This window comes from Alphaproteobacteria bacterium HT1-32, assembly GCA_009649675.1.
Taxonomy (GTDB): Bacteria; Pseudomonadota; Alphaproteobacteria; order Rhodospirillales; family HT1-32; genus HT1-32.
The window spans coordinates 776,082-801,229 of the sequence record WJPL01000001.1 but is presented as its reverse complement, the minus strand read 5'-3'; the positions used below and the strand labels follow the sequence as shown (position 1 = coordinate 801,229).

The 25,148-nt window shown below is 58.6% G+C and carries 23 protein-coding genes; 12 read left to right on the top strand and 11 right to left on the bottom strand.

Annotation, left to right across the window (positions count from 1 at the left end; translation table 11 throughout):
- The first annotated feature begins 5 nt into the window (after positions 1-5).
- Positions 6-1,163 (top strand): coproporphyrinogen III oxidase, encoded by a 1,158-nt coding sequence (locus GH722_03805; protein MRG70881.1) that lies wholly within the window; start codon positions 6-8, stop codon positions 1,161-1,163.
- Positions 1,164-1,229: 66 nt separating this feature from the next.
- Here the strand turns inward: GH722_03805 and GH722_03800 are convergent, their stop codons facing one another.
- The 3 genes from GH722_03800 to mutY all read right to left on the bottom strand — a co-directional run bounded on the left by GH722_03800 (position 1,230) and on the right by mutY (position 4,211).
- The gene (locus GH722_03800) at positions 1,230-2,108 is read right to left on the bottom strand and encodes an alpha/beta fold hydrolase (protein MRG70880.1); all 879 of its coding nucleotides are present in this window, start codon (positions 2,106-2,108) and stop codon (positions 1,230-1,232) included.
- Between the two features lie 59 nt (positions 2,109-2,167).
- Positions 2,168-3,055: a CYTH domain-containing protein gene (locus GH722_03795; GenBank protein ID MRG70879.1), complete on the bottom strand. Its 888-nt coding sequence runs from the start codon at positions 3,053-3,055 to the stop codon at positions 2,168-2,170.
- A gap of 103 nt (positions 3,056-3,158) precedes the next feature.
- Positions 3,159-4,211 carry an A/G-specific adenine glycosylase gene (mutY, locus tag GH722_03790; GenBank protein ID MRG70878.1) on the bottom strand — a complete coding sequence of 351 codons (1,053 nt, stop codon included), beginning with the start codon at positions 4,209-4,211 and terminating at the stop codon, positions 3,159-3,161.
- A gap of 37 nt (positions 4,212-4,248) precedes the next feature.
- On the opposite strand from mutY, the gene GH722_03785 reads away from it, so the two are divergent.
- The 3 genes from GH722_03785 (at position 4,249) to smc (ending at position 9,039) form a co-directional block, all read left to right on the top strand.
- Positions 4,249-4,761 carry a DUF721 domain-containing protein gene (locus tag GH722_03785; protein MRG70877.1) on the top strand — a complete coding sequence of 171 codons (513 nt, stop codon included), beginning with the start codon at positions 4,249-4,251 and terminating at the stop codon, positions 4,759-4,761.
- A 110-nt stretch (positions 4,762-4,871) separates the two neighbouring features.
- A complete protein-coding gene (locus tag GH722_03780; GenBank protein ID MRG70876.1) occupies positions 4,872-5,501 on the top strand; it encodes a thioredoxin domain-containing protein in 630 nt (209 codons plus the stop codon).
- A gap of 79 nt (positions 5,502-5,580) precedes the next feature.
- Positions 5,581-9,039, top strand: a complete 3,459-nt coding sequence (gene smc, locus GH722_03775; protein MRG70875.1) for a chromosome segregation protein SMC — start codon at positions 5,581-5,583, stop codon at positions 9,037-9,039.
- A gap of 82 nt (positions 9,040-9,121) precedes the next feature.
- On the opposite strand, the gene GH722_03770 is transcribed toward smc, so the two are convergent.
- The gene (locus GH722_03770; GenBank protein MRG70874.1) at positions 9,122-10,018 is read right to left on the bottom strand and encodes a branched-chain amino acid aminotransferase; all 897 of its coding nucleotides are present in this window, start codon (positions 10,016-10,018) and stop codon (positions 9,122-9,124) included.
- A 109-nt stretch (positions 10,019-10,127) separates the two neighbouring features.
- On the opposite strand from GH722_03770, the gene GH722_03765 reads away from it, so the two are divergent.
- From GH722_03765 to GH722_03735, 7 genes are all read left to right on the top strand, one after another.
- The gene (locus GH722_03765; protein MRG70873.1) at positions 10,128-10,670 is read left to right on the top strand and encodes a MarR family transcriptional regulator; all 543 of its coding nucleotides are present in this window, start codon (positions 10,128-10,130) and stop codon (positions 10,668-10,670) included.
- Between the two features lie 10 nt (positions 10,671-10,680).
- Complete coding sequence (locus GH722_03760; protein ID MRG70872.1) at positions 10,681-11,385, top strand: response regulator; 705 nt, start codon at positions 10,681-10,683, stop codon at positions 11,383-11,385.
- Positions 11,382-12,704, top strand: a complete 1,323-nt coding sequence (locus tag GH722_03755; GenBank protein MRG70871.1) for a HAMP domain-containing protein — start codon at positions 11,382-11,384, stop codon at positions 12,702-12,704. The genes GH722_03760 and GH722_03755 overlap by 4 nt, the downstream gene beginning before the upstream one ends.
- 37 nt (positions 12,705-12,741) lie before the next feature.
- The gene (locus tag GH722_03750) at positions 12,742-13,140 is read left to right on the top strand and encodes an acetylglutamate kinase (protein MRG70870.1); all 399 of its coding nucleotides are present in this window, start codon (positions 12,742-12,744) and stop codon (positions 13,138-13,140) included.
- Between the two features lie 81 nt (positions 13,141-13,221).
- Positions 13,222-14,013, top strand: a complete 792-nt coding sequence (locus GH722_03745; GenBank protein MRG70869.1) for a helix-turn-helix domain-containing protein — start codon at positions 13,222-13,224, stop codon at positions 14,011-14,013.
- Positions 14,014-14,015: 2 nt separating this feature from the next.
- Positions 14,016-14,906, top strand: coding sequence for a TauD/TfdA family dioxygenase (locus tag GH722_03740; GenBank protein MRG70868.1), 891 nt, complete (start codon positions 14,016-14,018; stop codon positions 14,904-14,906).
- The gene (locus GH722_03735) at positions 14,903-15,889 is read left to right on the top strand and encodes a zinc-binding dehydrogenase (GenBank protein MRG70867.1); all 987 of its coding nucleotides are present in this window, start codon (positions 14,903-14,905) and stop codon (positions 15,887-15,889) included. The genes GH722_03740 and GH722_03735 overlap by 4 nt, the downstream gene beginning before the upstream one ends.
- A 106-nt stretch (positions 15,890-15,995) precedes the next feature.
- Here the strand turns inward: GH722_03735 and GH722_03730 are convergent, their stop codons facing one another.
- The gene (locus GH722_03730) at positions 15,996-17,081 is read right to left on the bottom strand and encodes a site-specific DNA-methyltransferase (GenBank protein ID MRG70866.1); all 1,086 of its coding nucleotides are present in this window, start codon (positions 17,079-17,081) and stop codon (positions 15,996-15,998) included.
- A gap of 81 nt (positions 17,082-17,162) precedes the next feature.
- The gene (locus tag GH722_03725) at positions 17,163-17,765 is read right to left on the bottom strand and encodes a ribonuclease HII (protein ID MRG70865.1); all 603 of its coding nucleotides are present in this window, start codon (positions 17,763-17,765) and stop codon (positions 17,163-17,165) included.
- A 153-nt stretch (positions 17,766-17,918) separates the two neighbouring features.
- On the opposite strand from GH722_03725, the gene lepA reads away from it, so the two are divergent.
- Positions 17,919-19,721: an elongation factor 4 gene (gene lepA, locus GH722_03720; protein ID MRG70864.1), complete on the top strand. Its 1,803-nt coding sequence runs from the start codon at positions 17,919-17,921 to the stop codon at positions 19,719-19,721.
- 51 nt (positions 19,722-19,772) lie between these two features.
- Here lepA and GH722_03715 read toward each other — a convergent pair whose 3' ends face one another.
- The 5 genes from GH722_03715 to GH722_03695 all read right to left on the bottom strand — a co-directional run bounded on the left by GH722_03715 (position 19,773) and on the right by GH722_03695 (position 24,957).
- Complete coding sequence (locus GH722_03715) at positions 19,773-20,528, bottom strand: ATP-binding cassette domain-containing protein (protein ID MRG70863.1); 756 nt, start codon at positions 20,526-20,528, stop codon at positions 19,773-19,775.
- Complete coding sequence (locus GH722_03710) at positions 20,528-21,286, bottom strand: ATP-binding cassette domain-containing protein (GenBank protein MRG70862.1); 759 nt, start codon at positions 21,284-21,286, stop codon at positions 20,528-20,530. Before GH722_03710 ends, GH722_03715 begins: the two co-directional genes overlap by 1 nt.
- A gap of 10 nt (positions 21,287-21,296) precedes the next feature.
- A complete protein-coding gene (locus tag GH722_03705; GenBank protein MRG70861.1) occupies positions 21,297-22,451 on the bottom strand; it encodes a branched-chain amino acid ABC transporter permease in 1,155 nt (384 codons plus the stop codon).
- 1 nt (position 22,452) lies between these two features.
- Positions 22,453-23,469: a branched-chain amino acid ABC transporter permease gene (locus tag GH722_03700; GenBank protein MRG70860.1), complete on the bottom strand. Its 1,017-nt coding sequence runs from the start codon at positions 23,467-23,469 to the stop codon at positions 22,453-22,455.
- A gap of 177 nt (positions 23,470-23,646) precedes the next feature.
- The gene (locus tag GH722_03695) at positions 23,647-24,957 is read right to left on the bottom strand and encodes an ABC transporter substrate-binding protein (protein ID MRG70859.1); all 1,311 of its coding nucleotides are present in this window, start codon (positions 24,955-24,957) and stop codon (positions 23,647-23,649) included.
- Positions 24,958-25,148 lie beyond the last annotated feature (191 nt).

Below are 25,148 nucleotides of genomic sequence, written 5' to 3'. Positions count from 1 at the left end.
CTGCTGTGGTCTGGCCGGGTGGCTTTGGCCTTTATATTCACTGGCCCTTCTGTGTTTCGAAATGCCCCTATTGTGACTTCAACAGCCATGTTGCCGACGCTGTCGATCATGACCGCTGGCGGGCGGCACTGATCGCTGAACTTCGTCATTATGCCGGACAGACTGCGGGCCGCCGCCTCGACAGTATCTTCTTCGGGGGCGGGACGCCCTCGCTGATGGACCCGGCAACCACGAAGGCGCTGATTGAACTGGCGCAGAGCCTCTGGACACCTGCGGATGATCTGGAAATCACGCTGGAAGCCAATCCCGGAACCATTGATGCGGCCCGGTTTGCCGATTTCCGTTCAGCCGGGGTTAACCGCCTGTCGCTGGGGGTCCAGTCTTTTGACGACGAACAGCTGCGGTTTCTGGGCCGGGCTCATGATGCGGCGACGGCGCGGCGCGGTATTGAGACGGCACGTCAGTCTTTCGACCGGTTCAGTTTCGACCTGATTTATGCCCGCCCGGGCCAGTCCGCCGCTGACTGGGCGGCAGAGATGGAACTGGCGCTGTCTTTCGAACCGGAACATCTGTCGGTCTATCAGCTGACTATCGAGCCCGGAACGAAGTTTCATACCCTGCATGGCCGGGGCGAAATCGTGCTGCCGGAAGAAGACCTGGCGGGTGATCTGTATGAACTGACTCAAAGCCGGCTGAATGATGCCGGACTGCCCGCCTATGAGATTTCCAACCATGCCCGGCCGGGGCGTGAATGTCGCCATAACATGGTCTATTGGCGGGGTGGTGATTTCATTGGCGTCGGACCCGGCGCACATGGCCGGCTGACGGCAGGTGATCTGATATTTGCCACCCGGCAGCACCGGGCACCGGAGATCTGGCTGAACCGGGTGGATGATGCGGGACATGCAACGGTCGACCGGAACCCGGTTCCGATGCCCGAGCGTATCGAGGAACTGCTGATGATGGGCCTGCGCCTGCGTGATGGTGTGGAGCAGGCACGGTTCCGGCAGCAGACCGGTCAGAGACTGGAGAGCTGCCTCGACCCTGAACGCCTGGCGACACTGGCCGGGGAAGGGCTGGTCACATTCGACGATACCCGTCTGGCGGCGACGGCAGAAGGCCGCCAGCGCCTGAACGGCGTCCTCGGCTATCTGCTCGGCTAAAGGCTTCGTTTACGGATAATCCCGTCGTTTTAGACAGGAGGGTTGAGAAGAAGGCCCGAAGCCGTCTCAGTTTTTCAGAAAAGCGAGCATTGCGGCCAGGGTTTCATCAGGTGCTTCTTCCGGCAGAAAGTGACCGCAGGGCAATGCCTGACCGGTGACCGTTGTTGCCCGTTCCCGCCAGACATCCAGCAGGGAAAACCGGGAACCCTGAATGCTGCGATCCCCCCAGAGGACATGCACCGGACAGGCTATCTTCCGGTCGATATCCTCCTCATCATGGGTCAGGTCGATGGTAGCTCCGGCCCGGTAATCCTCGCAGGTCGCGTGGATCATTTCGGGATCAGAAAAACAGCGCAGGTAATCCTGCATCACGGCTTCTTCATGAGCGCCTTCAACCGCCGTCCAGCTGGCAAGGGTGTGGCGCAGGAAGAATTCCGTGTCGGCACCGATCAGCCGCTCGGGCAGTCCACCGGGCTGAATCAGGAAATACCAGTGATAGCCTTTGGTCGCGACGCCCTTGTCGACATGCTGGAACCGGTAACGGGTCGGCACGATATCCATCAGAATCAGTTTGCTGACCCGGTCCGGGTGATCGAGCGCCATCCGGTGCGATACCCTGGCACCCCGGTCATGTGCCGCAACGCTGAACGGCCCGAAACCGAGTGCGCCCATGACCTCCACCATATCCTGCGCCATGACGCGTTTCGAATAAGGTGAATGGCTGGCATCAGAGGCTGGTCTGGAGCTGTCGCCATAACCGCGCATATCCGGGCAGATAACCGTGAAATCCCGTGCAAGGGCCGGAGCAATCTTGCGCCACAGCAGATGTGTCTGCGGATAGCCATGTAACAGCAGCAAGGGCGGGCCGTTGCCACCAGTCTCCAGATGGATGTCGGCCCCCGATGTTCTGATACGTTGTGTTTCAAAGCCTTCAATGGTCAGCATCTGATCGTTCCGGAGACTGGTTTCGGTTGCTGACAATAGCAGACGGGGCTCCCGGGCGACTAGAACAGGTTGACCAGAGTTTCGTAGAACGGTGCCTTGTCGCCCAGACACTGACTGGCCTTGTTGTACTTGGGGGTCTGGTCCCGTTTGATAAAGGGAAACTGCTTTTCCAGCACAGTCTTGATGAAGCCGGAGACCTCTTCCATCTCGTCTCTCTTGTCGTCATCAACGGCGGTATAAAGAATTTCGTTCAGTTCGATTTCCACTTCAACGAAAGAACATCCCCACATCATGAAAGAGGTGTCGACCTTATCCAGGGTGATCGTCGCAAAGGGCGAGTTCTGGTAGGAGATATAGACCCGCCGGCGCTCCTGTTTGAGGGTGATCTTTTTCTTGAGCTCCCGGATATCGACATTCAGGTCGTTCAGAACAGTGGCAACATCATGCAGATCCTGTGGCTGCACATAGGGGATCAGATGTTTGATGTTGTGCCGGACCTGGGTGCCAACATCGAATTTTACTTCTGCCCGGTTCAGGTCGGCCTTCTCGTCGATATTACTCACTTTGATTTGCAACAGCCGTCGTCCGTTCTTCGGGCTGGCAGGATTGTCCGGAATGAACCGGGACCGGATTCTGACCCCGTGCTGATGGGTGAGAAGACTGTGTGCATCATCATCAAAATACTGGTCAGAAAAAAACTCAACAGAGGGGGCGGTTGTGTAGTCCGCATCAATTGTGCTGAGGCTCTTCCGGGTGACATAGGTATCAACAAGGAAACTCCAGACCGTCTCATACTTATCGAGCGGCATGTTCAGTTTGTACTCGTTTTCGATACGTGAGCTGCCTGAAGGCCCGTCATCAAGAGCGGTTGCCATGGAGGCAAAACCGGTTGTTCCGAACATGATGACAGCAGTGGCCAGCAGAAAGCCGGAGTGACGGCGAAGCATGTATGAATTTCCTCGTATGACGATGCCATAACCTCACGGTGAAAAGGGGTGAAAATATGGCGGTGTTATCCTGTGAGCAGGCGCTAAGATACGGCAGTCTCAATCATTTTTCCATCTTCCCCATGGCATGCCGGGCGACTTTTTTCATGACGGTTGGCAGGGCGTAGTCGCTGAAGCAGTCGATGGCAACGAACTCGCCGGTTGCGGGTTTGCGGGATGCCTTGCCGGCCCAGACTGTCAGTTCCAGATGAAAATGGGTGAAGGTATGGCGGACGATCCCGGTCAGCGGGCGCCATTTGGCATCGGCAGGCGCGGCCTTGCGAATTTCGGTTTCTGTCCAGACCTCGCGGCGCCAGTCGGTGGAGGGAAACTCCATCATGCCGCCGAGCAGTCCTTTTTCCGGGCGTCGGCGCAGCAGAATTGAGCCCCGGATATCCGAGACCCAGAAAATCACACCGTAACGGGTGGGTTTGTCAGCTTTCTTTGCGCGGCGGGGCAGATCGGCGGCGATGCCGGCTTTCTGTGCCGCACAGCCCGGCCGCCAGGGGCAGAGACCGCAGGCCGGTTTGCGCGGGGTGCAGATGGTTGCTCCCAGGTCCATCATCGCCTGAGCGAAATCGCCGGCGCGCCGGTCAGGCGTCAGCTCGGCTGAAAGACGACGGAGTTCCGGCTTCACACCGGGCATGGGGTCTTCCACGGCGCGCAGCCGGGCGGTCACCCGCTCAATGTTGCCATCGACCGGTGATGCCTTGCGGTCGAAGGCAATGGCGGCAACTGCGGCGGCGGTATAGGGGCCGACACCGGGCAGGGTGGCCAGTCCGTCTTCCGTGTCCGGGAAATCCCCGCCATGCTCCGCGGCTACTGCAATGGCGCATTTATGCAGGTTGCGGGCGCGGGCGTAATAGCCAAGTCCTTGCCAGGCATGCAGGACTTCGTCGAGATCAGCAGCCGCCAGATCGCTGACTGTCGGCCAGCGCTCAAGGAATTCCCGGAAATAAGGACCGACGGTTGCCACGGTGGTCTGCTGCAACATGATTTCCGACAGCCAGACATGGTAGGGGGCCGGCTTTTCGCCGGGCAGGGCGCGCCAGGGCAGCACCCGCCGGTGACGATCATACCATTCCAGCAGGCTTTGTTGCAGGTCTTCAGGGGTCATGGCGTCCGGGGACAAAATTGATTAGGATCAGGATGTAATGGCCAAAGCAAAGAACGTCGAGAAGCAATCAGAACCCGGCCGCCGGTTCCGCCCGGTGGCGATAGGTGAATGTGCCGCCGGTATCGGTGATCGCGCCATCCGCAAACGCGGCTTTGCGGAACCCCGCATCATTGCCGAATGGGAACGCATTGTCGGCCCGGATCTGGCCCGGACCAGCCGGCCGGTGAAGCTGGCTGAACGGTCGGGCGCGCTGACCATCAAGGTGGGTGACGGGGCGACGGCCATGCGGCTGACCCATATGACGATCCAGATCACGGAGCGGGTGAACGCCTATTTCGGCTATCGCGCAATCAGCCGGATCTCGGTTCTGCAGGGTGTTCTGCCCCGTACCCGGGCCGGTCATCGGCGTGAAAAGCTGACGCCAAAGCCGATTCCCGAGGCCGTCGCCAACGAGATCGACATGGTGACAAGTGCCGTGCCGGACGACAAACTGAAGGATGCGTTGCGCCGGCTTGGCCGGGCAATTGCGGCGGATCCGACGAAAACGTGATGTCTTGATCTCCCTGATGCCACAAAGCTGCCCGAATCTGACGGCAAAAGCCGCTTGCTTGTGGTGGAAAAACGCCATTTCTATAGTCTGAAAAATGCAGGAGTTTATTCATGTTACGTAAGTTTGCCCTGATGGCCGTCTGTCTGGTTGCTTTTGCGGCCCCGTCTGCGGCACAGGATCTGAAACAGATGCTGGCTGACAAGGTAATGGGCGACCCGAACGCGCCGGTTACGATTGTCGAGTTTTCGTCCTTCACCTGCCCGCATTGCGCGTCCTTTCACCGGGATCACCTGGCGAATGTGAAGAAAGAACTGATTGATACAGGCCGGGCGAAACTGATTTTCCGGGACTTTCCGCTGGATCGCCGGGCACTGGCCGCGGGCATGATGGCGCGTTGCGTCGATCCGACAGGCGGTCCGCGTTTCTTTGGCACTGTCGAAATTCTGTTCAAATCACAGGCGAAATGGGCCGTTCGTGATGAAGACCAGTTCATCAACGAGATGCTGAAAATCGGTCGCATCGCCGGTATCAATGGCGAGAGCCTGAAATCCTGCCTTGAGAATACGGAACTTCAGGATGGCATTCTGGCCGCCCAGCAGGAAGGTGTTGAACTCTACAAGGTCAATGCCACGCCGAGTCTGGTTGTCTATGGCAAAGATGCCACAGATTTTGTTACCGTAAAAAGCGGTGCGGATGTCGTGAAGAATCTGACCGAGGCTGTTGAAGACAAGACAAACTGACGCAAGCCGTCAAAACCCGTTATCCTCTCGGGGGAGAGAGGATAACGGCTGGCTGCAACGATAGGGGACAAGTGGATCTGTGCGGTTCAACCGGCTGAAACTTACCGGCTTCAAGTCGTTCGTCGATCCGACGGAATTGCAGATCGCACCGGGTGTAACCGGTGTTGTCGGCCCGAACGGCTGCGGTAAATCCAATCTGGTTGAAGCCCTGAAATGGGTGATGGGTGAGACCTCTGCCAAGCAGATGCGTGGCGGGGAGATGGATGATGTCATCTTTGGTGGCAGTCAGTCCCGCCCGGCCCGCAATGTTGCGGAAGTGCTGATCGAACTGGATAACAGTGACCGCACTGCCCCCGCCATGTTCAATGATGCCGACGAATTGCAGGTGACCCGGCGGATCAACCGGGGACAGGGTTCGGTCTATAAGGTCAATGGCCGGGAAAGCCGGGCGCGGGATGTGCAGCTGCTGTTTGCAGATGCGGCCACCGGGGCACGGTCAACGGCGCTGGTCAGTCAGGGGCGGATCGGCGCACTGATTGCGGCCAAGCCGACGGATCGCCGGTCTCTGCTGGAAGAAGCTGCCGGTATTACGGGCCTGCATTCCCGGCGGCATGAAGCTGAGTTGCGGCTGCGCGGTGCAGAGACCAATCTGGAACGGCTGGAAGATGTCGTTGCGACCATCGAGACCCAGTTGCAAAGCCTGAAGCGTCAGGCCCGTCAGGCCATCCGCTATCGCAATCTTTCCGAACAGATCCGCAAGGCGGAGGCGACGGTGCTGCATCTGCGCTGGACGCTGGCATCCGACAATCTCGACAAGGCGCGGGCAACCTTTGGCGAATTGCGCAATACGGTCAATGACCTGACCCGCGCTGTTGCCGGTGCCTCGACACAACAGACCGGGGCTGCGGCCCTGCTGCCCGACCTGCGACAGGCGGAGGCCGAGGCCGCAGCTATTGTGCAGCGGCTGACCCTGGAACGGGAACGGCTGGATGCAGACGAGCAGCGTGTTTCCGTCGCCCGGCGTGAGACCGAAAACCGGATTGCCCAGATCGGACGGGATGCCGAACGTGAACAGGCACTGGCGACGGATGCGACCGCAGCCATTGAACGGCTGACGGCGGAATCAACGACCATTGAGGAAGCCCGCGCCGGCGAGAGCGAAGCACAGGCGACGGCACAGGCAACGGTGACCGCAGCACGCGAGAAAGTTACCGGGCTGGAGAGCGAACTGGATGGTCTGACGACCCGGCTCGCCAATGAAGAAGCCGCGCGGGTGGAAACCAACCGGCGGATTGCCGATCTGGAAAACCGCCTGCGTCGTGCCGTCACCCGGCTGGAGGAAACGGAAAAGCAGATCGCCGCAGTAGAAGCAGATGCGGTTGCTGCCGGTCAGCTTGAAGACAGCGAGAAAGCCGAAGCCACCGGGCTGGAAGTGGTGGCTGCCGCACGAACGGCGCTGGAGGCGGCAGAGAAAGCCCGCGCTGAGGCGGAGGAAAAGCGCGGTGCAGCGGTTGAGGCACAGCAGGAAATCAATGCCGGTATGGCGGTGTTGCAGGCTGAGGAGAAGGCGCTGACGCAGGTGCTGGGCAGCAGCTCTGATGATCTGTTCCCGCCGTTGATTGATGCCGTCACCGTGCCGAAGGGAATGGAAACGGCGCTGGGTGCGGCGATTGAGGAGCTTGAGTTGCCGCTGGACGAGGCGGCACCGAAACACTGGCGAACCTTACCCGCTTATTCTGATCAGGCGGAACTGCCGGCGGGTGCGGAGCCTCTCGGCAAGGGGGTGGATGCCCCGGTCGCCCTGGCCCGTCGTCTGGCCCAGATCGGACTGGTGGCTGATGTGGAGACAGGCGACCGTCTGCAGGCCGGTCTTGCCCCCGGCCAGCGGCTGGTGACCCGTGATGGTGCATTCTGGCGCTGGGATGGCTATCGGGTCCGGGCCGATGCACCGACGGCCGCTGCGATACGTCTGCAACAGCGCAACCGCCTGAAGGAATTGCGAGCCCAGATTGAGCAGTCTGCAGCCCGGCAGGCAGCGGCTCTTGAATCTGCCGAGCAGGCGAAGGAAGCGGCAACGGCTGCGCTGGCGGACGAACAGGCCGCACGCCAGCATTTGCGTAATGGTGAGCAGGATCTGGAGATCGCCCGGACAACGGCAGCCCGCCTGCGGGAAAAGGCCGCGGCAACCACCACCCGGCTTGATGCATTACGGGAGACGGCAACGACCCTGCAGACTGAGCGCAACGAGATTTCAACCGCACTGGATGCGGCCCGCGAGGCACAGGCAAAGATGACAGATGGTGCGGCGCTGGTCGAACAGGCCAACCGCATCCGGGGTGATCTGGCAGAAGCCCGTAACATGCTGCTGTCTGCGCAGAGCCATCTGGACGGGCTGATGCGCGAGGCGGCTGAACGCAGGCGGCGGCTTGAGTCGATCGCGGCAGAACGGAAAAGCTGGTCTGACCGGGCCGGTGGTGCAACCTCTCGCCTGAAAGAACTGGCAGAGCGACTGGATGAAGCAAAGCAGAAGCTGGAGCTGATCTCGTCCCAGCCCGGTGAGATTAATGACAAACGCCGTGCCCTGTCCGGGCAGCTGGAAACCGCAGAGGTGAACCGGAAGGAAGTTGCCGACAAGCTGGCGGTTGCCGAAACCGGACTGGGTGAAGCGGACAAGCAGCTTCGCCAGCTGGAGGCTGCCTTGTCGGAGGCCCGTGAATTGCGGGGGCGTGCCGAAGCCAGCGTTGAACATGGCGACAATGAATTGCGCGACCTGGCCCGTCAGATTCGCGAACGGCTGGAAACCGGCCCGCAGACATTGCCGCGGATCGCCGAACTGGACCCGGAAAAGCCGCTGCCATCCTCGGACGAGGCCGAACGACGCTTTGAGCGCCTGCAGCGGGAACGCGATAATATGGGGCCGGTCAATCTGCGGGCAGAACAGGAAGCCACTGAACTGACCGAGCAGATGGAAACCATGCTGTCAGAGCGGGAAGACCTGACGCGGGCGATTGCAAAGCTGCGGCAGGGCATTTCAGCCCTGAACAAGGAAGGCCGCGAACGCTTGCTGGCCAGTTTCCAGACCGTCGACAGGAACTTTCAGGAACTGTTCACCCGGTTGTTCGGCGGTGGACGGGCGCATCTCAGCCTGACGGAATCAGATGATCCGCTTGATGCCGGACTTGAAATCATGGCCAGCCCGCCGGGCAAGCGCCTGCAGGCACTGTCACTGCTGTCGGGTGGTGAACAGGCGCTGACGGCCATTGCGCTGCTGTTTGCCGTCTTCCTGACCAACCCGGCGCCGATCTGTGTGCTGGATGAGGTCGATGCTCCCCTCGATGATTCCAACGTCGACCGTTTTTGTCGTCTGGTGGAAGAAATCGCCAAAACCTCCAACACCCGCTTTATGGTGGTCACTCACCACCGCATGACCATGGCCCGCATGGACCGCCTGTTTGGCGTGACCATGGGTGAGCGCGGTGTCAGTCAGCTGGTCAGCGTCGACCTGATGACCGCCGAAAAACTCCGCGATGCTGTCTGATTTTCCGGCTATCTGACGCGTAAATAAAAACCCCTGCCGGTCAGGGCAGGGGTTTTCGTTGTCGGTCGAGGCTGCGTTATACCTATTCGGCGGCGGCAGCTTTCGAATGTTTCCGCACTTCGATGTCGTAGTCGGCCATCATGTTCTTGCAGATGTCGCCGGGCGTGAACTTGTAGGGACCGATTTCGCTGACGGGGGTAACTTCCGCTGCGGTGCCGGTCAGGAACACTTCCTGCGCCTTCTCGAAATCTTCCAGCATGATGACCCGTTCGATCACTTCATAGCCACGGGCCTTTGCCAGGGCGATGACCGTCCGGCGGGTGATGCCGTCGAGGAAGCAGTCCGGTGTCGGGGTGTGAATCTTGCCATCAATGATGAGGAAGATGTTGGCTCCGGTGGCTTCTGCCACCTGACCGCGATAATCCAGCATCAGGGCGTCATCATAGCCATCCCGCTCTGCATCATGCTTCGACATGGTGCAGATCATGTACAGGCCGGCGGCCTTGGAATTTGTCGGTGCCGTGTCCGGTGCCGGGCGACGCCATTTCGAAATCTGCAGCCGGATGCCTTTCATGCGGGCTTCCGGGGTGAAATAGCTGGGCCATTCCCAGGCGGCGATGGCAACATTGATGCGGTTATGCTGGGCCGATACACCCATCATTTCACTGCCCCGCCACGCGACCGGGCGGATATAGCCGTCCTGAATACCATTCCTGACGCAGGTTTCGTGACTGGCCGCATTCAGCTCATCAACACTGTAGGGAAGATCGAAGCCGAGGATCTTGCCAGACTTCACCAGACGCTCCGTATGTTCGGCCAGCTTGAAAATCTGTCCGGCATACATGCGCTCGCCTTCGAAAACACAGCTTGCATAATGCAGGCCATGCGTCAGAACATGGACTTTGGAATCACGCCAGTCCACGAATTCGCCGTTGTACCAGATCAGGCCGTCACGGTCGTCAAATGGAATCATTGCCATCTTTTTTGTTTCCGGCTGTTAGAATATGTCGCGTTTACGAGTTTGGTTGTAACATTCCACTGGAGAATAAGTCAACAGTGCTGACCAATTATTTCCATGCGTAGAACACATGCCTGATATCAAAACGACGAAACCCTCTGGCGTAAACCCGCTTTTTCTCCGGGAGGAGGAATTGCGGCAGGGAATTGAGCTGCTGTTTTACGCTTATCGCGACTTTACAGCAGGCCCTGACGCCATTCTGGCCGAGATCGGTCTGGGCCGCGCGCACCACCGTGCGATCTATTTCATCGGCCGCAATCCGGACATTACGGTGAGCGAGCTGCTGACCATTCTGTGCATCACGAAACAAAGCCTGTCGCGTGTTCTGGGGCAGCTGGTCCGGGAAGGCTATGTCTCGCAGCGTACGGATGAAGTTGACCGGCGAAAGCGCCTGCTGTGCCTGACCGAGCAGGGCGACGCGCTGGAGCGCCGGCTGACGGCGGACCAGCGTGCCCGCATGGCCCGCGCCTATCGGGAAGCCGGGGCCGAGGCGGTTGACGGGTTCCGCAGTGTGCTGCTGGGTATGATCGATGATTCAGCCGGTGTCTCGGCTTCGCTGGAAGATGACACGGACCCGCCGGACGGCCTGCCTGCCCGGTTGAGGCGGGCCTGAACCGACGGCGATGACTGAAGACGCGCCTCACATACTTGTTGTCGATGACGACACAAGGCTCCGCAATCTCCTCAACAAGTATCTGACGGATAACGGCTTCATGGTGACCTCTGCCGAGGATGCGGCGGATGCCCAGCAGAAGCTTCAGAATTTTGCCGTCGATCTTGTCGTGCTGGATGTCATGATGCCGGGGAAAAACGGCTTTGAACTGACCAGCGACCTGCGCCAGACCAGTACGGTGCCGATTTTGCTGCTGACCGCGATGGGGGAGAATGAAAACCGTATCGAAGGGCTGGAGCGCGGCGCAGATGATTATCTGACCAAACCGTTTGAACCGCGGGAACTGGTGTTGCGGATCAATTCGATCCTGAGACGTGTCGGCCCGCCGGATCTGCCACCGGAGAACGCTGCCGACAGCCGGGTCTGGCTGGGCAGGTTCCTGTTCGATACCGGTCGGGGGATGCTGTACGAGGATGGACAGCCGGTTCATCTGACCTCTGCCGAAAGTGCCTTGCTGCAAATCATGGCGGACCGGCCCGGCGAAACCCTGTCGCGGGAAATGCTCTGTGAGGCGGCGGGGCTTGATGCCGACAGCCGGGCGATTGATGTTCAGGTAACACGCCTGCGCCGCAAGTTTGAAGACGACCCGCGGATGCCGCGATATCTGCATACGGTACGTGGACAGGGCTATGTCCTGAAGCCGGGGCGGGCATGAACTCACTGAAACGGTTCCTGCCGAAATCCCTGCTTGGACGTGCTGTCCTGATTATCGTGATGCCGCTGATTCTGTTGCAGGTGGTTGCCACGGCGATCTTCTTTGAAACCCACTGGGATACGGTTACCCGGCGTCTGGCGAACGGGGTGGCGGGTGATGTCGCGATCATTCTGGACCATATGCGCGACTATCCCGGACCGGAAAATCAGGCATGGATCATCAAGCGGGCACGTGACCGGATGGAATTGCGGGTTGAGATGAGCCCCGGAGAAATTCTGGAGAACCGGCATCATCTGGAAGATTTCGGGATGATGGGTAAGGCCCTGGCGAAGTCGCTGGAGGAGCGGGTGCGACGTCCGTTCGAGCTGAACCCGGAAGAGGGCGACCGCCAGATACTGATGCGCATCCAGCTGTCGGACGGGGTCATGACCGTGCTTGCCCCGCGCAAGCGCCTGTTCAGCTCGACCACCTATGTGTTTGTCATCTGGATGGTAGGGACATCCCTGATCCTGTTTGCGGTGGCGATGATCTTCATGCGCAATCAGGTCCGACCGATCCGGCGTCTGGCGGTGGCTGCGAAAGCCTTCGGGCTGGATCGGGAAGTCCCCCGGTTCAAACCGGAAGGTGCGACCGAGGTGCGTGAAGCAGCGATTGCCTTCATGGAAATGCGCGACCGGATCAAGCGGCATATTCAGCAACGCACCGATATGCTGTCCGGGGTCAGTCATGACCTCCGCACGCCACTGACCCGCATGAAACTGGAAGTGGCCATGCTGGGTGATGGCGAGGCGGCGGGTGCGCTGAATGAAGATATCCTTGAAATGGAGCATATGATCGAGGGCTATCTTGCCTTCGCCCGCGGTGAAGGCCGGGAAGAACCGGCGATGGCTGATCTGAGGGAACAACTGAGTGATGTGGTCAGCCGCAACCAGCGCAGTGGTGAGGCGATTGATCTGCATGTCGAGGGTGATATCCGCCTGCCGCTGAAACGTGTCGCCTTTCGCCGGGCGGTGACGAACCTGATCGCCAACGCGCTGCGCTATGCCGACCATGTCAGTCTGCGGGCCGGGCTCCGCCGGCAATCAGTCGAGATTATTATTGATGATGACGGGCCGGGTATTCCGGATGACCAGCTGGCGGAAGTCTTCAAACCGTTCGTTCGTCTGGACCAGTCGCGTAATCCGGAAACCGGAGGGGTCGGCCTTGGTCTGACGATTGCCCGGGACATCATTCGCGGGCATGGCGGTGACATTGATCTGTCGCGTTCACCGCAGGGCGGACTGCGCGCCCGCATTCGTTTGCCGCTGCTGGCAGAGTAAGGAGTGCATTTCAGTTATTCTGCGCTATATCAGCGACATGAAACCTGATCTGTTACCCCCGAGCCTTGAAGACCTCACCGCCCTTGCCGAACAGGCGCTGGAGATTATTCCCCCTGCGTTGCTGTGCTACACGGCGGGTGTTGCCGTGCTGGTTGAGGAACTGCCGGATGATGATATCTGCGCGGAACTCGAACTCGATACGCCGTTTGATATTCTTGGCCTTTATAGCGGTGTGCCATTCGGTGAGCGTGAAGGCGGCGGTGTCGCCCGGCAGCCGGACATGATTTTCCTCTACCGTCGCCCGATCCTGGATTACTGGTGCGAAACCGGGGAAGACCTGGGGTATATCGTTCGCCATGTGCTGATCCATGAAATCGGCCACCATTTCGGACTGTCGGATGAAGACATGGACCGGATCGAGGATGATCTCGACTAAACCGACATAAATTCCAGAAACCGGGACGCTGTGTCCCGGATATGACTTGTTCAATGGTCTGGTCCTGCTGATGATCCTGCCATGAATGATGTATCGCAGGACAGTCTCCGGGGCTCGGCGCTGGCAAAGTCGCTGGCCATTCTTGATGTGGTGATGGCGTCACCGGGGCCGGTCTCGCTGGCCGAGATCGCCCGTCAGCTCGACATGCCCCGCCAGACTGCGCATCGCCTGACCGGCCAGCTGCTGGAAACCGGTCTGCTGCAACGCGATCCGGAAAAGGATCACTATCTGGTGGGCCATCGTGCCATTGATGTCGGGCTGGCTGCCCTGCAGGCAGGAGCCCGGATTGCGCCGGTCGATGCGGTCCTGCGGCGGCTGGTGGCGGATATCAACGAAACCTGCAATCTCGGCGTTATGGACCGGTCGCAGGTGCTTTATATTCACCGTGTCGAATGCGACTGGCCGCTGCGAATGCAACTGGCGGCGGGCAGTCATGTTTCCCTGCATGCGACAGCCATGGGGAAACTGTTTCTTGCATGGCTGCCGAAACGGACCCGGGAACGTCTGATTTCAGGCCCGCTGGAACGTTATACGGATAACACCATTACTGATATGGCCGCGCTGGAAGACCAGTTCCGGCTGATCCGCAGTCGTGGCTATTCCCTGAATCATGAAGAAAACATGACCGGGCTGATCGGTATCGCGGTGCCGGTTCCGGATGCCGGGGGGCGTCCGATAGCTGCCCTGTCCGTTCATGCCCCGGTTTTTCGTCTGCCGCTTGGGCGCGCACAAGAACATTTCCAGCGGCTGAAAGTCGCCGCAGACGATCTCGCAAAGTGCTACCAGACATCAGAAAAGAATCAGGAGGAGTGACCATGACAAAGCATCAGGCCGTAACAGTTCATCCCGTCTCGGATGTCATCGGAGCAGAGGTCAGGGGAGTCGACCTCTCCTCAATCAGCGACGGTGATTTTGCGACACTCTACTCAGCATGGCTGGATCATCAGGTCGTACTGGTTCGCAACCAGACGCTCGACGACAGCAATCTGGTCGCATTCAGCCGACGGTTCGGTGAACTTGATATTGCGCCGCCGAATGAGAATGGCCAGCGCCATGCCTCCGGCTTTGCAGAGGTTTTTGTTATCTCCAATGTAATCGAAAAAGGGGAGGCGATCGGCAGTCTGGGGGCCGGGGAAGCGGTATGGCATACAGACATGAACTATCTTCCGGCTCCGCCGATGGCGAGCATGCTGCATTGTCTGGAAACACCGCCAGCGGGAGGCAAGACGGGGTTCATGAACATGTATGCGGCTTATGAGGCTTTGCCGGATGATCTGCGGCGGCGCGTTGACGGATTACAGATCAAGCATGATTCGACCACCAACAGCGCCGGATATCGTCGCCAGGGAGCCAGTGCGGTGGATGACATCACAACCTCGCCGGGGCAGCTGCATCCGATTGTACGGTATCACCCGGAAACCGGCCGTCCGGCGCTTTATCTCGGTCGCCGGCTCTATGCCTGGGTTGCCGGACTGTCGGTCGCGGAATCTGATGCCCTGCTGGATGAACTCTGGACCCATGCAGCGCGTGAGGAATTTGCCTGGCATCACAGCTGGCAGCCGGGTGACCTGCTGATCTGGGATAACCGCTGCACCATGCATCGACGTGACCCGTTCGACCCTGCAGCCCGCCGCATCATGCACCGCACCCAGATCAGGGGGCGTGAAGGTGAGCCGTTCTCCGGCAGAGACAGGGCCGCAGCATGAAGGCGGTAGTTGTCCGTGCTTATGGTGAAGCGGATCAGCTGGTCCTCGCTGATATGCCGGTGCCGTCCCCCGGTGCAGGTGAAGTGCTGGTCCGTCAGTCGGTTGCGGGTCTGAACTTCATTGATATCTACGTCCGTTCCGGCCTGTACAAGAAGTCTGATACCTATGCCCAGACCCTGCCCCTGATCATTGGTATGGAGGGGGGCGGTGTCGTTGAAGCGCTGGGTGAGGGGGTGCAGGATCTGGCAGTCGGTGACCGGGTGGCCTATTGCCTCAACCTCGGATCTTATGCCGAATATGCTGTGGTGCCGGCCTGGAAACTGACAGCGGTGCCGTCAACGGTTGGTCTGGATGTGGCGACGGCCCTGATGTTGCAAGGATCGACGGCTCATTACCTCACCCATTCGCTGTTTCCGTTGCAGCCGGGACAGACCTGTCTGTTTCATGCAGGTGCCGGTGGTGTCGGACAACTGGCGATCCAGCTTGCCAAAATCCGGGGAGCGACGGTGATAACCACGGTAGGGTCAGCAGAGAAAGCCGCAATTGCCCGCGACCGGGGCGCGGATCATGTGATTCAGTATAACGAGGAGAATTTTGCTGAGAGGGTGGCAGAGATTACCGGCGGGGAAGGTGTGCATGTGGTCTATGATTCTGTCGGCAAGGCGACATTCGATAATTCACTCAAATCACTGCGCAAGCGGGGGACGCTGGTGAATTTCGGTGCTGCATCCGGGCCGGTTGAGGCGGTCTCGCCGCTTGGTCTGGCCGAGGCCGGGTCAGTCTTTTTTACCCGGCCGCATCTGGCGGATTATATCCCGGACGCAGCCACCCGGCGGGCGCGGGCCACTGATCTGTTTCGCCTGCATGAGGAAGGCCGGCTGGAGGTGACGCTGGACCGGCGCTGGCCACTGGCAGAGGCCGCTGAGGCACAACGCGCACTGGAAGGTCGGCAAAGCCGGGGCAAACTGCTGCTGGATATCTGAAGAGAAACAGACTTTCCCGTCTTCTATGTCATCCCGGAACGCCCTCGTCCTGAAACAGGTTCAGGATGAGGAGAGGCTTTGTCGATACGGATGAAATCTGTGCGGATCAGTGCAGTTCGGCCCGCACCTTCTGGCGGAGGATATCAATCGGCACGCGTTTGGAGCCGGACTGGAAATGCCAGTAGGTCCAGCCGTTACAGGCGGGTGCGCCCTGAACGGCAGCCCCGACCTTGTGAATCGAACCACGATGATCGGATGAAATGATGGTGCCGTCGGCGCGAACACGGGCGCTGACATGTTCACGACCGTCGGTCAGTACATCGCCGGGCTTCAGCAGGCCACGTTCAACCAGTGTACCGAAGGGGACACGGGGTTCGTTGCGCTTGGACGGCGTGGAGAGCAGCGAGATGTCGCCGGTGCGTTTGATGGTCTTCAGTCGTTCTGTGGCGAGGGTCACGTATTCCTGCTCCCGTTCGAGGCCGATATAGTTGCGGCCGAGTTTTTTCGCGACGGCACCGGTTGTCCCGCTGCCGAAAAAGGGGTCGAGCACCACATCGCCGGGCTCTGAACAGGCCAGCAGGATGCGGTACAGCAATGATTCGGGTTTCTGTGTGGCGTGGGCTTTCTTGCCCTCTTTCTTCAGGCGCTCGCCGCCGCTGCAAATCGGCAGCAGCCAGTCGGAACGCATCTGAAGGTCTTCGTTCAGCGCCTTCATGGCGTCGTAATTGAAGCGGTATTTCGCGTCCTGACCCTTTGAGCACCAGATCATCGTCTCATGCGCATTGGTAAAGCGACGGCCACGGAAATTCGGCATCGGGTTGGTCTTGCGCCAGATCACGTCATTGAGGATCCAGTAGCCAAGATCCTGCAGCGTTGCGCCAACCCGGAAAATATTGTGATAGGAACCGATAACCCACAGTGATCCGTCATCTTTCAGGATGCGTTTTGCCGCAGATAACCAGGCCGTTGTGAAGTCGTCATAGACTTTCAGGCTGTCGAACTGGTCCCAGGCATCCTCAACCCCGTCCACCCTGCTGTTATTCGGGCGCAAGAGTTCGCCACCCAACTGCAAATTATACGGAGGATCAGCAAATATAAGATCAACGGACTTTTCCGGCAGTGCATTCATCATTTCGATGCAGTCACCGGCAAGCACTTGATTCAAGGGTAATTTTGGTTCGTTCTTTCTCATGCGCGGACATTGAGTCCGGCAGATTCAACGGTCAATATTTATTTATAGTTAACAGTAAGTAAACACAATATATAGTATTTCTTATGTAATAATCGCAGCAATCGGCTTAAAACTCTTCCGGTGATGCGGAGTAATACCATGCTCTATTAGAGCAGCCTGATGCTGAGCCGTTCCGTAACCGGCATTCCGTTCCCAGCCATAACCGGGATAGGTTTCGGCAAGTTCGCTCATCAGCCGGTCACGGAACACCTTGGCGATCACTGAGGCGGCGGCGATGGAGAAGCATTTGCTGTCACCCTTTACAATGGCCTGTGCCGGGCAGTGCAGTTCGGGGAGGCGGTTGCCGTCGACCAGCACAGAGGCCGGAGCAATCGGGAGATTGCCGGCGGCCCGTTGCATGGCGAGATAGGTGGCGTTGAGGATGTTCAGTTCGTCGATCTCGGTGACATCTGCCATGCCGATTCCCACCAGTGCAGCCCCCGTGATCCGGTCGAACAGCAAATCCCGTCGTTTCGCTGTCAGTTTTTTTGAATCGTCCAGCAGCGCCAGCATGTCAGCAGGTAAATCTGTTTCGCCAAGAATGACGGCAGCGGCAACCACCGGCCCGGCCCAGGGGCCGCGACCGGCTTCATCAATGCCGGCAACAGGATGCCCGGCGGCGCGCTCAAAAGTGAAATCTGGCATTCCGGGAGTGTAGGAAATCCGGGCCTGTTTCACCATACCCGGTGCTTCCCGGCCTCCGTCGGAGCGAGCGGATCGGGCATAATCCGCAAATGCGTGCATTTCTCCCGATAAGTCCGCGTGACCGGGGCCTCCGGCTTTGATAAATAGCCGTTCATGACAAAGCTCTCGCACATCAGAAATTTCGCGATCATCGCCCATATCGATCATGGCAAGTCGACGCTGGCCGACCGGCTCATCCAGTCCTGCGGTGGCCTGACCCAGCGCGAGATGCAGGAGCAGGTGCTCGACAACATGGAAATCGAGCGTGAGCGCGGTATTACCATCAAGGCACAAAGTGTCCGGCTCGACTATAAAGCCAATGATGGCGAAACCTATCAGCTGAACCTGATCGACACGCCGGGCCATGTCGACTTTGCCTATGAAGTTTCCCGCTCGCTGGCGGCCTGTGAGGGCTCGCTGCTGATCGTTGATGCGACACAGGGTGTCGAGGCGCAGACACTGGCCAACGTCTATCAGGCCATCGACAACAATCACGAGATCGTTCCGGTCCTCAACAAGATCGATTTGCCGGCGGCAGAGCCGGAACGGGTCAAGGAACAGATCGAGGATGTTATCGGGATTGATGCCTCCGATGCGGTGATGACCTCTGCCAAGACCGGACTTGGCATCGAGGACGTACTGGAAGCCATCGTGACCCGCCTGCCTGCACCGGAAGGTGATGTCACGGCACCGCTGAAGGCATTGCTGGTCGACAGCTGGTACGACCCCTATCTGGGTGTCATCATTCTTGTCCGTGTGATGGAAGGCGAAGTCCGCAAGGGCATGAAGATCAAGCTGATGTCGACGGAGGCGGTGCATCCGGTCGAACAGGTCGGGGTTTTCCGGCCGAAAAAGGAAATGTCACAAAGCCTGAAGGCCGGTGAAGTCGGGTTCATTACTGCCGGTATGAAGCAGGTTGCGGATTGTCAGGTCGGTGACACGATCACCGAGGAGAAACGTCCGACAGACAAGGCGCTGGCAGGCTTCAAACCGTCCATCTCGGTTGTCTTCTGCGGTCTGTTCCCGGTTGATGCTGATGATTATGAAGACCTGAAGGATGCGCTGGGCAAGCTGCGCCTCAATGATGCCAGTTTCGAGTATGAGGTTGAATCCTCGGCTGCTCTCGGTTTCGGCTTTCGCTGTGGCTTCCTTGGTCTGCTGCATCTGGAAATCATTCAGGAGCGGCTGGAACGCGAATTCGATCTCGACCTCATCACGACAGCCCCCAGCGTGGTCTATCGCCTGCATATGAACGGGGGTGAGGTGATCGAGATGCACAACCCGGCGGATATGCCGGATGTGACGAAGATCGACTTCATTGAAGAACCCTGGATCAAGGCGACGATTCTGACACCGGATGAATATCTCGGCGGTATTCTGGGGCTCTGCACCGAGCGGCGCGGCGAACAGATGGAACTGACCTATGCCGGTAACCGGGCGATGGCGGTCTATCGCCTGCCGCTGAACGAAGTGGTCTTCGATTTCTATGACCGGCTGAAATCCATTACCCGTGGCTATGCCAGCTTTGATTACCAGCTCGACAAATATATGGAGTCGGATCTGGTAAAGGTCTCGATCCTTGTAAATGCTGAACCGGTCGATGCGCTTTCCTTCCTGACCCACCGGGGTCAGGCCGAATCACGGGGTCGTCAGATCTGTGAGCGGCTGAAAGACCTGATTCCCCGGCAGCTGTTCAAGATTGCCATTCAGGCGGCGATTGGTGGCAAGGTGATTGCCCGCGAGACGGTGGCTGCCATGCGCAAGGACGTGACCGCGAAATGCTATGGCGGTGACATCACGCGTAAGAAGAAGCTGCTGGAAAAGCAGAAGAAGGGGAAAAAGAAGATGCGTCAGTTCGGCAAGGTCGAAATCCCCCAGAGCGCCTTCCTCGCGGCGCTCCGCATGGGTGACAGCTAGAACTTCCCCGCCGCAAATCCCGGATGGTCCGGCTTTCGCCGGATCCCCCGGTCAGACCGCGAGATATTCGTGACGGATATCTTCGTTTTCGAGGACTTCCTTTGCGGTGCTCTGGAAGACGACTTCCCCCATGTCCAGAATGATGGCCCGGTCCGAGAGGTTCAGGGCTGCAATGGCATTCTGCTCGACGATGATGGTGGTGATGCCGAGCTTGCGGACATCATGCAGAATGCGTTCGATTTCCTGAACGATAACCGGGGCGAGACCTTCGTAGGGCTCATCCAGCAGCAGCAGCTTGAGGTCCCGTGCCAGCGCGCGGGCGACAGCCAGCATCTGCTGTTCCCCGCCGGACATGGTGACAGCTTCCTGGCCGCGGCGTTCTGCGAGACGGGGAAAATGTTCATAGATGCGTTCGATAGGCCAGCCGACGGGCGGGGCGATCTGAGCCAGTTCAAGGCTTTCCTGAACCGTCATGCCGGGGATGATCCGGCGGTCTTCCGGCACCAGGTTGATACCGCGCCGGGCGGCTTCATGGCCGGGTAATTTATGGATGGCTTCGCCGTTCAGGACAATTTCGCCACTGCGTACCTCCGGAGCATAAGCCCGGGCGATGGCGCGCAGTGTGGAGGTCTTTCCAGCACCGTTACGGCCCAGCAGAGCGAGAATCTCGCCTTCATTAACGTCGAAGCTGACGCCCTGAACGATATAGCTTTCACCGTAATAGGCGTGCAGGTCCTTGACGTAGAAATAGGCGTCGGTGTTGACGGGCTGCACGTTCGGGTTGGCGGTTGTGATGATGTCAGACATTAATGCGCCCCCCCGAGATAGGCTTCCTGAACCTTGGCATTGCCGCGGATGTTCTCCGGCTTGTCCTCAACGATGATCTGACCCTGTGCCAGCACTGAAATCCGGTCGGCCAGCGAGAAGACCACATGCATGTCATGTTCAATGATAACCTTGGTCATGCCGCGTTGCTTGATCCGCATCAGCAGATCAATCGTGCTGTTGGTATCATGCCGGGACATGCCTGCGGTTGGCTCATCCAGCAGCAGCAGGCGCGGATGCTGAACCAGACACATCGCCAGTTCCAGCCGCCGCTTGTCGCCCCGGGACAGCGATCCGGAATTGGTATCCTTCTTCTCGATCAGGCCGAGCTCTTCAAGGATGCTTTCGGCCTCGTCCCGAATACCGGCTTCCTTGCGCATCGAGGTGAAGGGGTTGAACCGGAAGGCGCCGTCGCGTTTTGCCAGTGCCGGGACCATGACATTTTCCAGCAGCGACAGTTCTTCGAATATTTCCGGTGTCTGGAAGACACGGGCAACACCGATCTGGTTGATTTCATGTGGCTGACGGCCAACGAGATCCTTGCCGTCGAACAGCACATGCCCGCTGTCCGGCTCGATCCGCCCGACACAGACATTCAGCAGCGTCGACTTGCCGGCCCCGTTCGGACCGATGATGGCATGGGTTATACCTTCCTCGATCTTCAGGTTGATGTTGCTGAGCGCGGCCAGTCCGCCGAAGCGCTTTTCGACATTCTCAACGTCGAGAACATAATTCACCATATCTGCGCTCCTACTTCGAAGTCTGGGTTGCGGAAGAAGCAGATTGTTCGGTGCTTCCCGTTTGCTGTCGTTGCCTGAACATTCCTGAAATCCGACGGAAACCTTCCATCAGGCCGCCGGGCAGGAAGATCACGATGACCATGAACAGCAGGCCCAGTGTCAGATGCCAGCCCTCGCCGACGAACAGACCGACGACGGTTGCCAGAACTTCAGCCAGGCCGTCAGGCAGGAAGTTGAAGAAATTCAGCAACACCTGCTCGTTGATGGCCGAGAAGATGTTCTCGAAATATTTGATGATACCGGCACCAAGAATCGGCCCAAGCAGGGTTCCTGTCCCGCCGAGGATGGTCATCAGCACGATTTCACCGGAGGCTGTCCACTGCATCCGTTCGGCACCGGCCAGCGGATCGGTGACCGCCAGCAGTGAGCCTGCCAGCCCCGCATACATGCCGGAGATGACGAAGGCGGCAAGCGTGTAGGGACGGGTAGAGAACCCGGTATAGGCCATTCGTGTCTGGTTTGACTTGATCGCCTGCAGTTTCAGACCGAAGGGTGAGCGGAAAATCCGCAGCGCAATGTAGAAGCAGATGATCAGCATGACGGCACAGAAATAATATCCGGGATAGCCACTGGTCTCGATACCGAAGACGTTGGTTGCCGGAATGCCGCTGCCTTCTGCTGCGACCGGGTCCCAGATGCGGGCATCATTGAGCGTAAGCTGCAGGCCGGTCTCGCCATTGGTGATCGGTGTGAGAACCGAATAGGCGAGATTGTAGGACATCTGTGCGAAAGCGAGTGTCAGGATCGAGAAATAGATGCCGGAGCGTCGCAGACAGACAAACCCGATTGCCAGGGCGAAGACACCGCCGATCAGGGTGCCGAAGATCACTGCCGGAATGACATTCATGGTCAGCAGCTTGAAGGACCAGACGGCGGCGTAGGAACCGGCACCGAGGAAAGCTGCATGCCCAAAGGACAGATAGCCGGTGAGACCAAACAGAATGTTGAAACCAATGGCAAGAATGCCGTAGATCGCGAACTTCTGCAGCAGGTCGGGATAGGCTGCCCCAAAGGGTGCAAGCCAGAACTGGGCGGTCAGGACGGCGATAATGAAGACCGCCATCAGGATCATGTCGCCTTTCGGCGTGGGGATGCTTTTGCCCATATCAGCTCTCCATCATGCCTTTACGGCCGAGCAGGCCACGAGGACGAAGCAACAGCACAATGACCGCTACAAGATAAATGATGATCTGGTCGATGCCGGGGAAGATTGCCTTCACCTCGGTCATCGAGGCGAAGCTTTGCAGAATGCCGAGCATGAAACCGGCCAGCACAGCTCCTTCAAGGGAGCCCATGCCACCAACCACGACGACAACAAAGCTGAGCACCAGAAAGTCCATCCCGAGATGATAATCAGGTGGCAGGATGGGCGTGTACATGGCACCGGCAACCCCGGCGACCACTGCGGCCAGTCCGAAGACAATCGTAAAGCGGCGTTCAATATTGATCCCCATGAGGGAGACCATCTCACGGTCATGCATCCCGGCACGGACAACCATGCCGTAAGTTGTATATCGCAGGAAGGCGAAGACAGAGCCGATGATCGACAGCGAGAAGGCCAGATAGATCAGCCGCCACCAAGGATAAACCACGGCATCACTGAGACCGAACAGCGCACCAATTGCGGCAGATCCGGAAACCGGATCAGGCGCAGGCTGGGGAATCGGATTGGCGCCATAGAAGGCTTTGACAATTTCCTGCAGAACGATGGCCAGACCGAAAGTGACCAGAATCTGTTCTGCATGAGGGCGTTTGTAGAAATGCTTGATCAGGCCGCGTTCCATGGCGAGGCCGATCAGCAGCATCACGGGTATCGCGACCAGAATGGACAGGGGCACGGAGTAATTGATGATCGTGGTGCCGATGTCGCCGAACCAGATCTCCAGGTAAGGCTGTTCCTTGTAAGCGTCGAAGAAAGTGACGCTTTCATCTTTGACGCGTTTCGAAATCGTCAGCACTTTTTCAAGTGTCACGGCGCAGAAAGCGCCGAGCATGAACAGGGCGCCGTGGGCAAAGTTGACCACGCCGAGTGTTCCGAAGACCAGAGTCAGGCCAAGGGCAATGAGCGCATAGGCACCCCCCTTGTCCAGGCCGTTCAGAATCTGAAGTATAATCGCATCCATAGCGCCCCCCACCGTGGAGTATATCTTACCGGCCGGAAAGCCGATACGGACCGCCCTTGATGTAGGGCGGCCCGGAAATCAGTTTAGATCAGACAATCAAGCCAGACCCGCAGGAAATCTGCCGGTGAACCGACCGCATCGGGAGGATACGGCCGGCACACCGGACTTTGACTGTGTTCAGACCTTATACGGGCCCAATTCACCGCCAAAAATCTTCCAGTCGTACGTGACCTGTTCGGTCGGTACTTCCTGCACGACCTCGAGAAGGTCGAACTGGCTGGTCGGCGCCGCATTACCGCGCACCACCAGAACCTTCTTGAAGCACTGGTGATCTTCGGCGCGGTACAGGGTCGGGCCATTGCCCAGGCCGTCGAAGTTGAAACCTTCGAGCGACTTGATGACTTCCGGCGGATAGAAGGTGCCGGCCGTTTCGCAGGCATTGGCATAGAGCAGTGTCTGGCAATAGCAGGTATGTGCGGCCTGTGACGGCGGGAAGCCGTATTCCTGACCGAACGATTTTACGAATGCCTGAGAACCTTCGTCCTTCAGTGACCAGTGCCAGTTGGTGGTGCCAAGGATGCCCTTGACGTTGGCGCCGGCGCCCTGCGCCATGAGGCGCGAGTAAAGCGGAACGATGATTTCAAAGTTCTTCCCGTTGACCTGCTTGTCACGAAGACCGAACTGCACGGCCTGGGTGAGCGAGTTGATCATATCCTTGCCGTAATGGTTCAGGATCAGCACGTCGGCACCGGAGTTGAGAACCGGCGTGATGTACTGCGAGAAGTCACCGGCACCCAGCGGGGTTTTGACCGCAGCTACCGTTTCCCAGCCAAGGGCTTCGGTGGTGTTCTTGATCGACTCTTCCTGGGTCCAGCCCCAGGTGTAATCGGCTGTCAGGTGATAGGCGCGGCGTTCCTTGCCCATTTCCTTTTCCAGCACCGGGCCGAGAGCAGCACCCGACATGTAGGCATTGAAGAAATGGCGGAAGCCATAACGCTTCTTGTCCTTGCCTGTGGTGTCGTTGGAGTGTGTCAGGCCAGCCATAAAGACAACGCCCATTTCCTGAGCGAGTGACTGGACGGCAACCGCAACGCCGGAGGACGAGCCGCCGGAGAACATGATCACACCGTCTTTCTCGATCATCCGCTTGGCGGATGCGCGGGCGGCGTCAGACTTGGTCTGTGTGTCGCCCGTGACGTACTCGACCTTTTTGCCAAGGATACCGTTGCCCTTGAGCGAGGATGGCTTGAAGGTGTTTATCATGCCGCCGTCACCTTCACCGTTCAGGTGCTTGACGGCCAGCTGGAACGCCCGGAGTTCGTCGGCACCTTCATCGGCATAGGCGCCGGTCTGCGGTACGTTGAAGCCGAGTTTTACAGATGCGGCGTTACCCGGATTGTTCCGGAATTCCTGCGCCCAGGCACCCTTAACAAAGACGGACGGGGCGGCAACGGCTGCGCCCGCGGCAATCGTCGAACCTTTAAGCATGGTGCGACGAGAGAAAGCCTTATTGAAGTCTGTCATGGAGTTCCTCCCATAATTTTTTTATCGGCGTGACGATGATCCGGCACGACCTTGCATTGCTGGTAGAGGGTTGTGGGCAAGGCATCAAGTGGGTGAGTGAGACTCTGATAATTCTTGTAAAAAGTAGACTTTTCAGCCGGAATATCAGTAAATAT

Coding starts and splice junctions, on each gene's coding strand:
- GH722_03800 (MRG70880.1), bottom strand. CDS start 2,108: ATGCTGACCATTGAAGGCTTTGAAACACAACGTATCAGAACATCGGGG.
- GH722_03795 (MRG70879.1), bottom strand. CDS start 3,055: ATGCTTCGCCGTCACTCCGGCTTTCTGCTGGCCACTGCTGTCATCATG.
- mutY (MRG70878.1), bottom strand. CDS start 4,211: ATGACCCCTGAAGACCTGCAACAAAGCCTGCTGGAATGGTATGATCGT.
- GH722_03785 (MRG70877.1), top strand. CDS start 4,249: ATGGCCAAAGCAAAGAACGTCGAGAAGCAATCAGAACCCGGCCGCCGG.
- GH722_03780 (MRG70876.1), top strand. CDS start 4,872: ATGTTACGTAAGTTTGCCCTGATGGCCGTCTGTCTGGTTGCTTTTGCG.
- GH722_03770 (MRG70874.1), bottom strand. CDS start 10,018: ATGGCAATGATTCCATTTGACGACCGTGACGGCCTGATCTGGTACAAC.
- GH722_03765 (MRG70873.1), top strand. CDS start 10,128: ATGCCTGATATCAAAACGACGAAACCCTCTGGCGTAAACCCGCTTTTT.
- GH722_03760 (MRG70872.1), top strand. CDS start 10,681: ATGACTGAAGACGCGCCTCACATACTTGTTGTCGATGACGACACAAGG.
- GH722_03755 (MRG70871.1), top strand. CDS start 11,382: ATGAACTCACTGAAACGGTTCCTGCCGAAATCCCTGCTTGGACGTGCT.
- GH722_03750 (MRG70870.1), top strand. CDS start 12,742: ATGAAACCTGATCTGTTACCCCCGAGCCTTGAAGACCTCACCGCCCTT.
- GH722_03745 (MRG70869.1), top strand. CDS start 13,222: ATGAATGATGTATCGCAGGACAGTCTCCGGGGCTCGGCGCTGGCAAAG.
- GH722_03740 (MRG70868.1), top strand. CDS start 14,016: ATGACAAAGCATCAGGCCGTAACAGTTCATCCCGTCTCGGATGTCATC.
- GH722_03735 (MRG70867.1), top strand. CDS start 14,903: ATGAAGGCGGTAGTTGTCCGTGCTTATGGTGAAGCGGATCAGCTGGTC.
- GH722_03730 (MRG70866.1), bottom strand. CDS start 17,081: ATGAGAAAGAACGAACCAAAATTACCCTTGAATCAAGTGCTTGCCGGT.
- GH722_03725 (MRG70865.1), bottom strand. CDS start 17,765: ATGCCAGATTTCACTTTTGAGCGCGCCGCCGGGCATCCTGTTGCCGGC.
- lepA (MRG70864.1), top strand. CDS start 17,919: ATGACAAAGCTCTCGCACATCAGAAATTTCGCGATCATCGCCCATATC.
- GH722_03715 (MRG70863.1), bottom strand. CDS start 20,528: ATGTCTGACATCATCACAACCGCCAACCCGAACGTGCAGCCCGTCAAC.
- GH722_03710 (MRG70862.1), bottom strand. CDS start 21,286: ATGGTGAATTATGTTCTCGACGTTGAGAATGTCGAAAAGCGCTTCGGC.
- GH722_03705 (MRG70861.1), bottom strand. CDS start 22,451: ATGGGCAAAAGCATCCCCACGCCGAAAGGCGACATGATCCTGATGGCG.
- GH722_03700 (MRG70860.1), bottom strand. CDS start 23,469: ATGGATGCGATTATACTTCAGATTCTGAACGGCCTGGACAAGGGGGGT.
- GH722_03695 (MRG70859.1), bottom strand. CDS start 24,957: ATGCTTAAAGGTTCGACGATTGCCGCGGGCGCAGCCGTTGCCGCCCCG.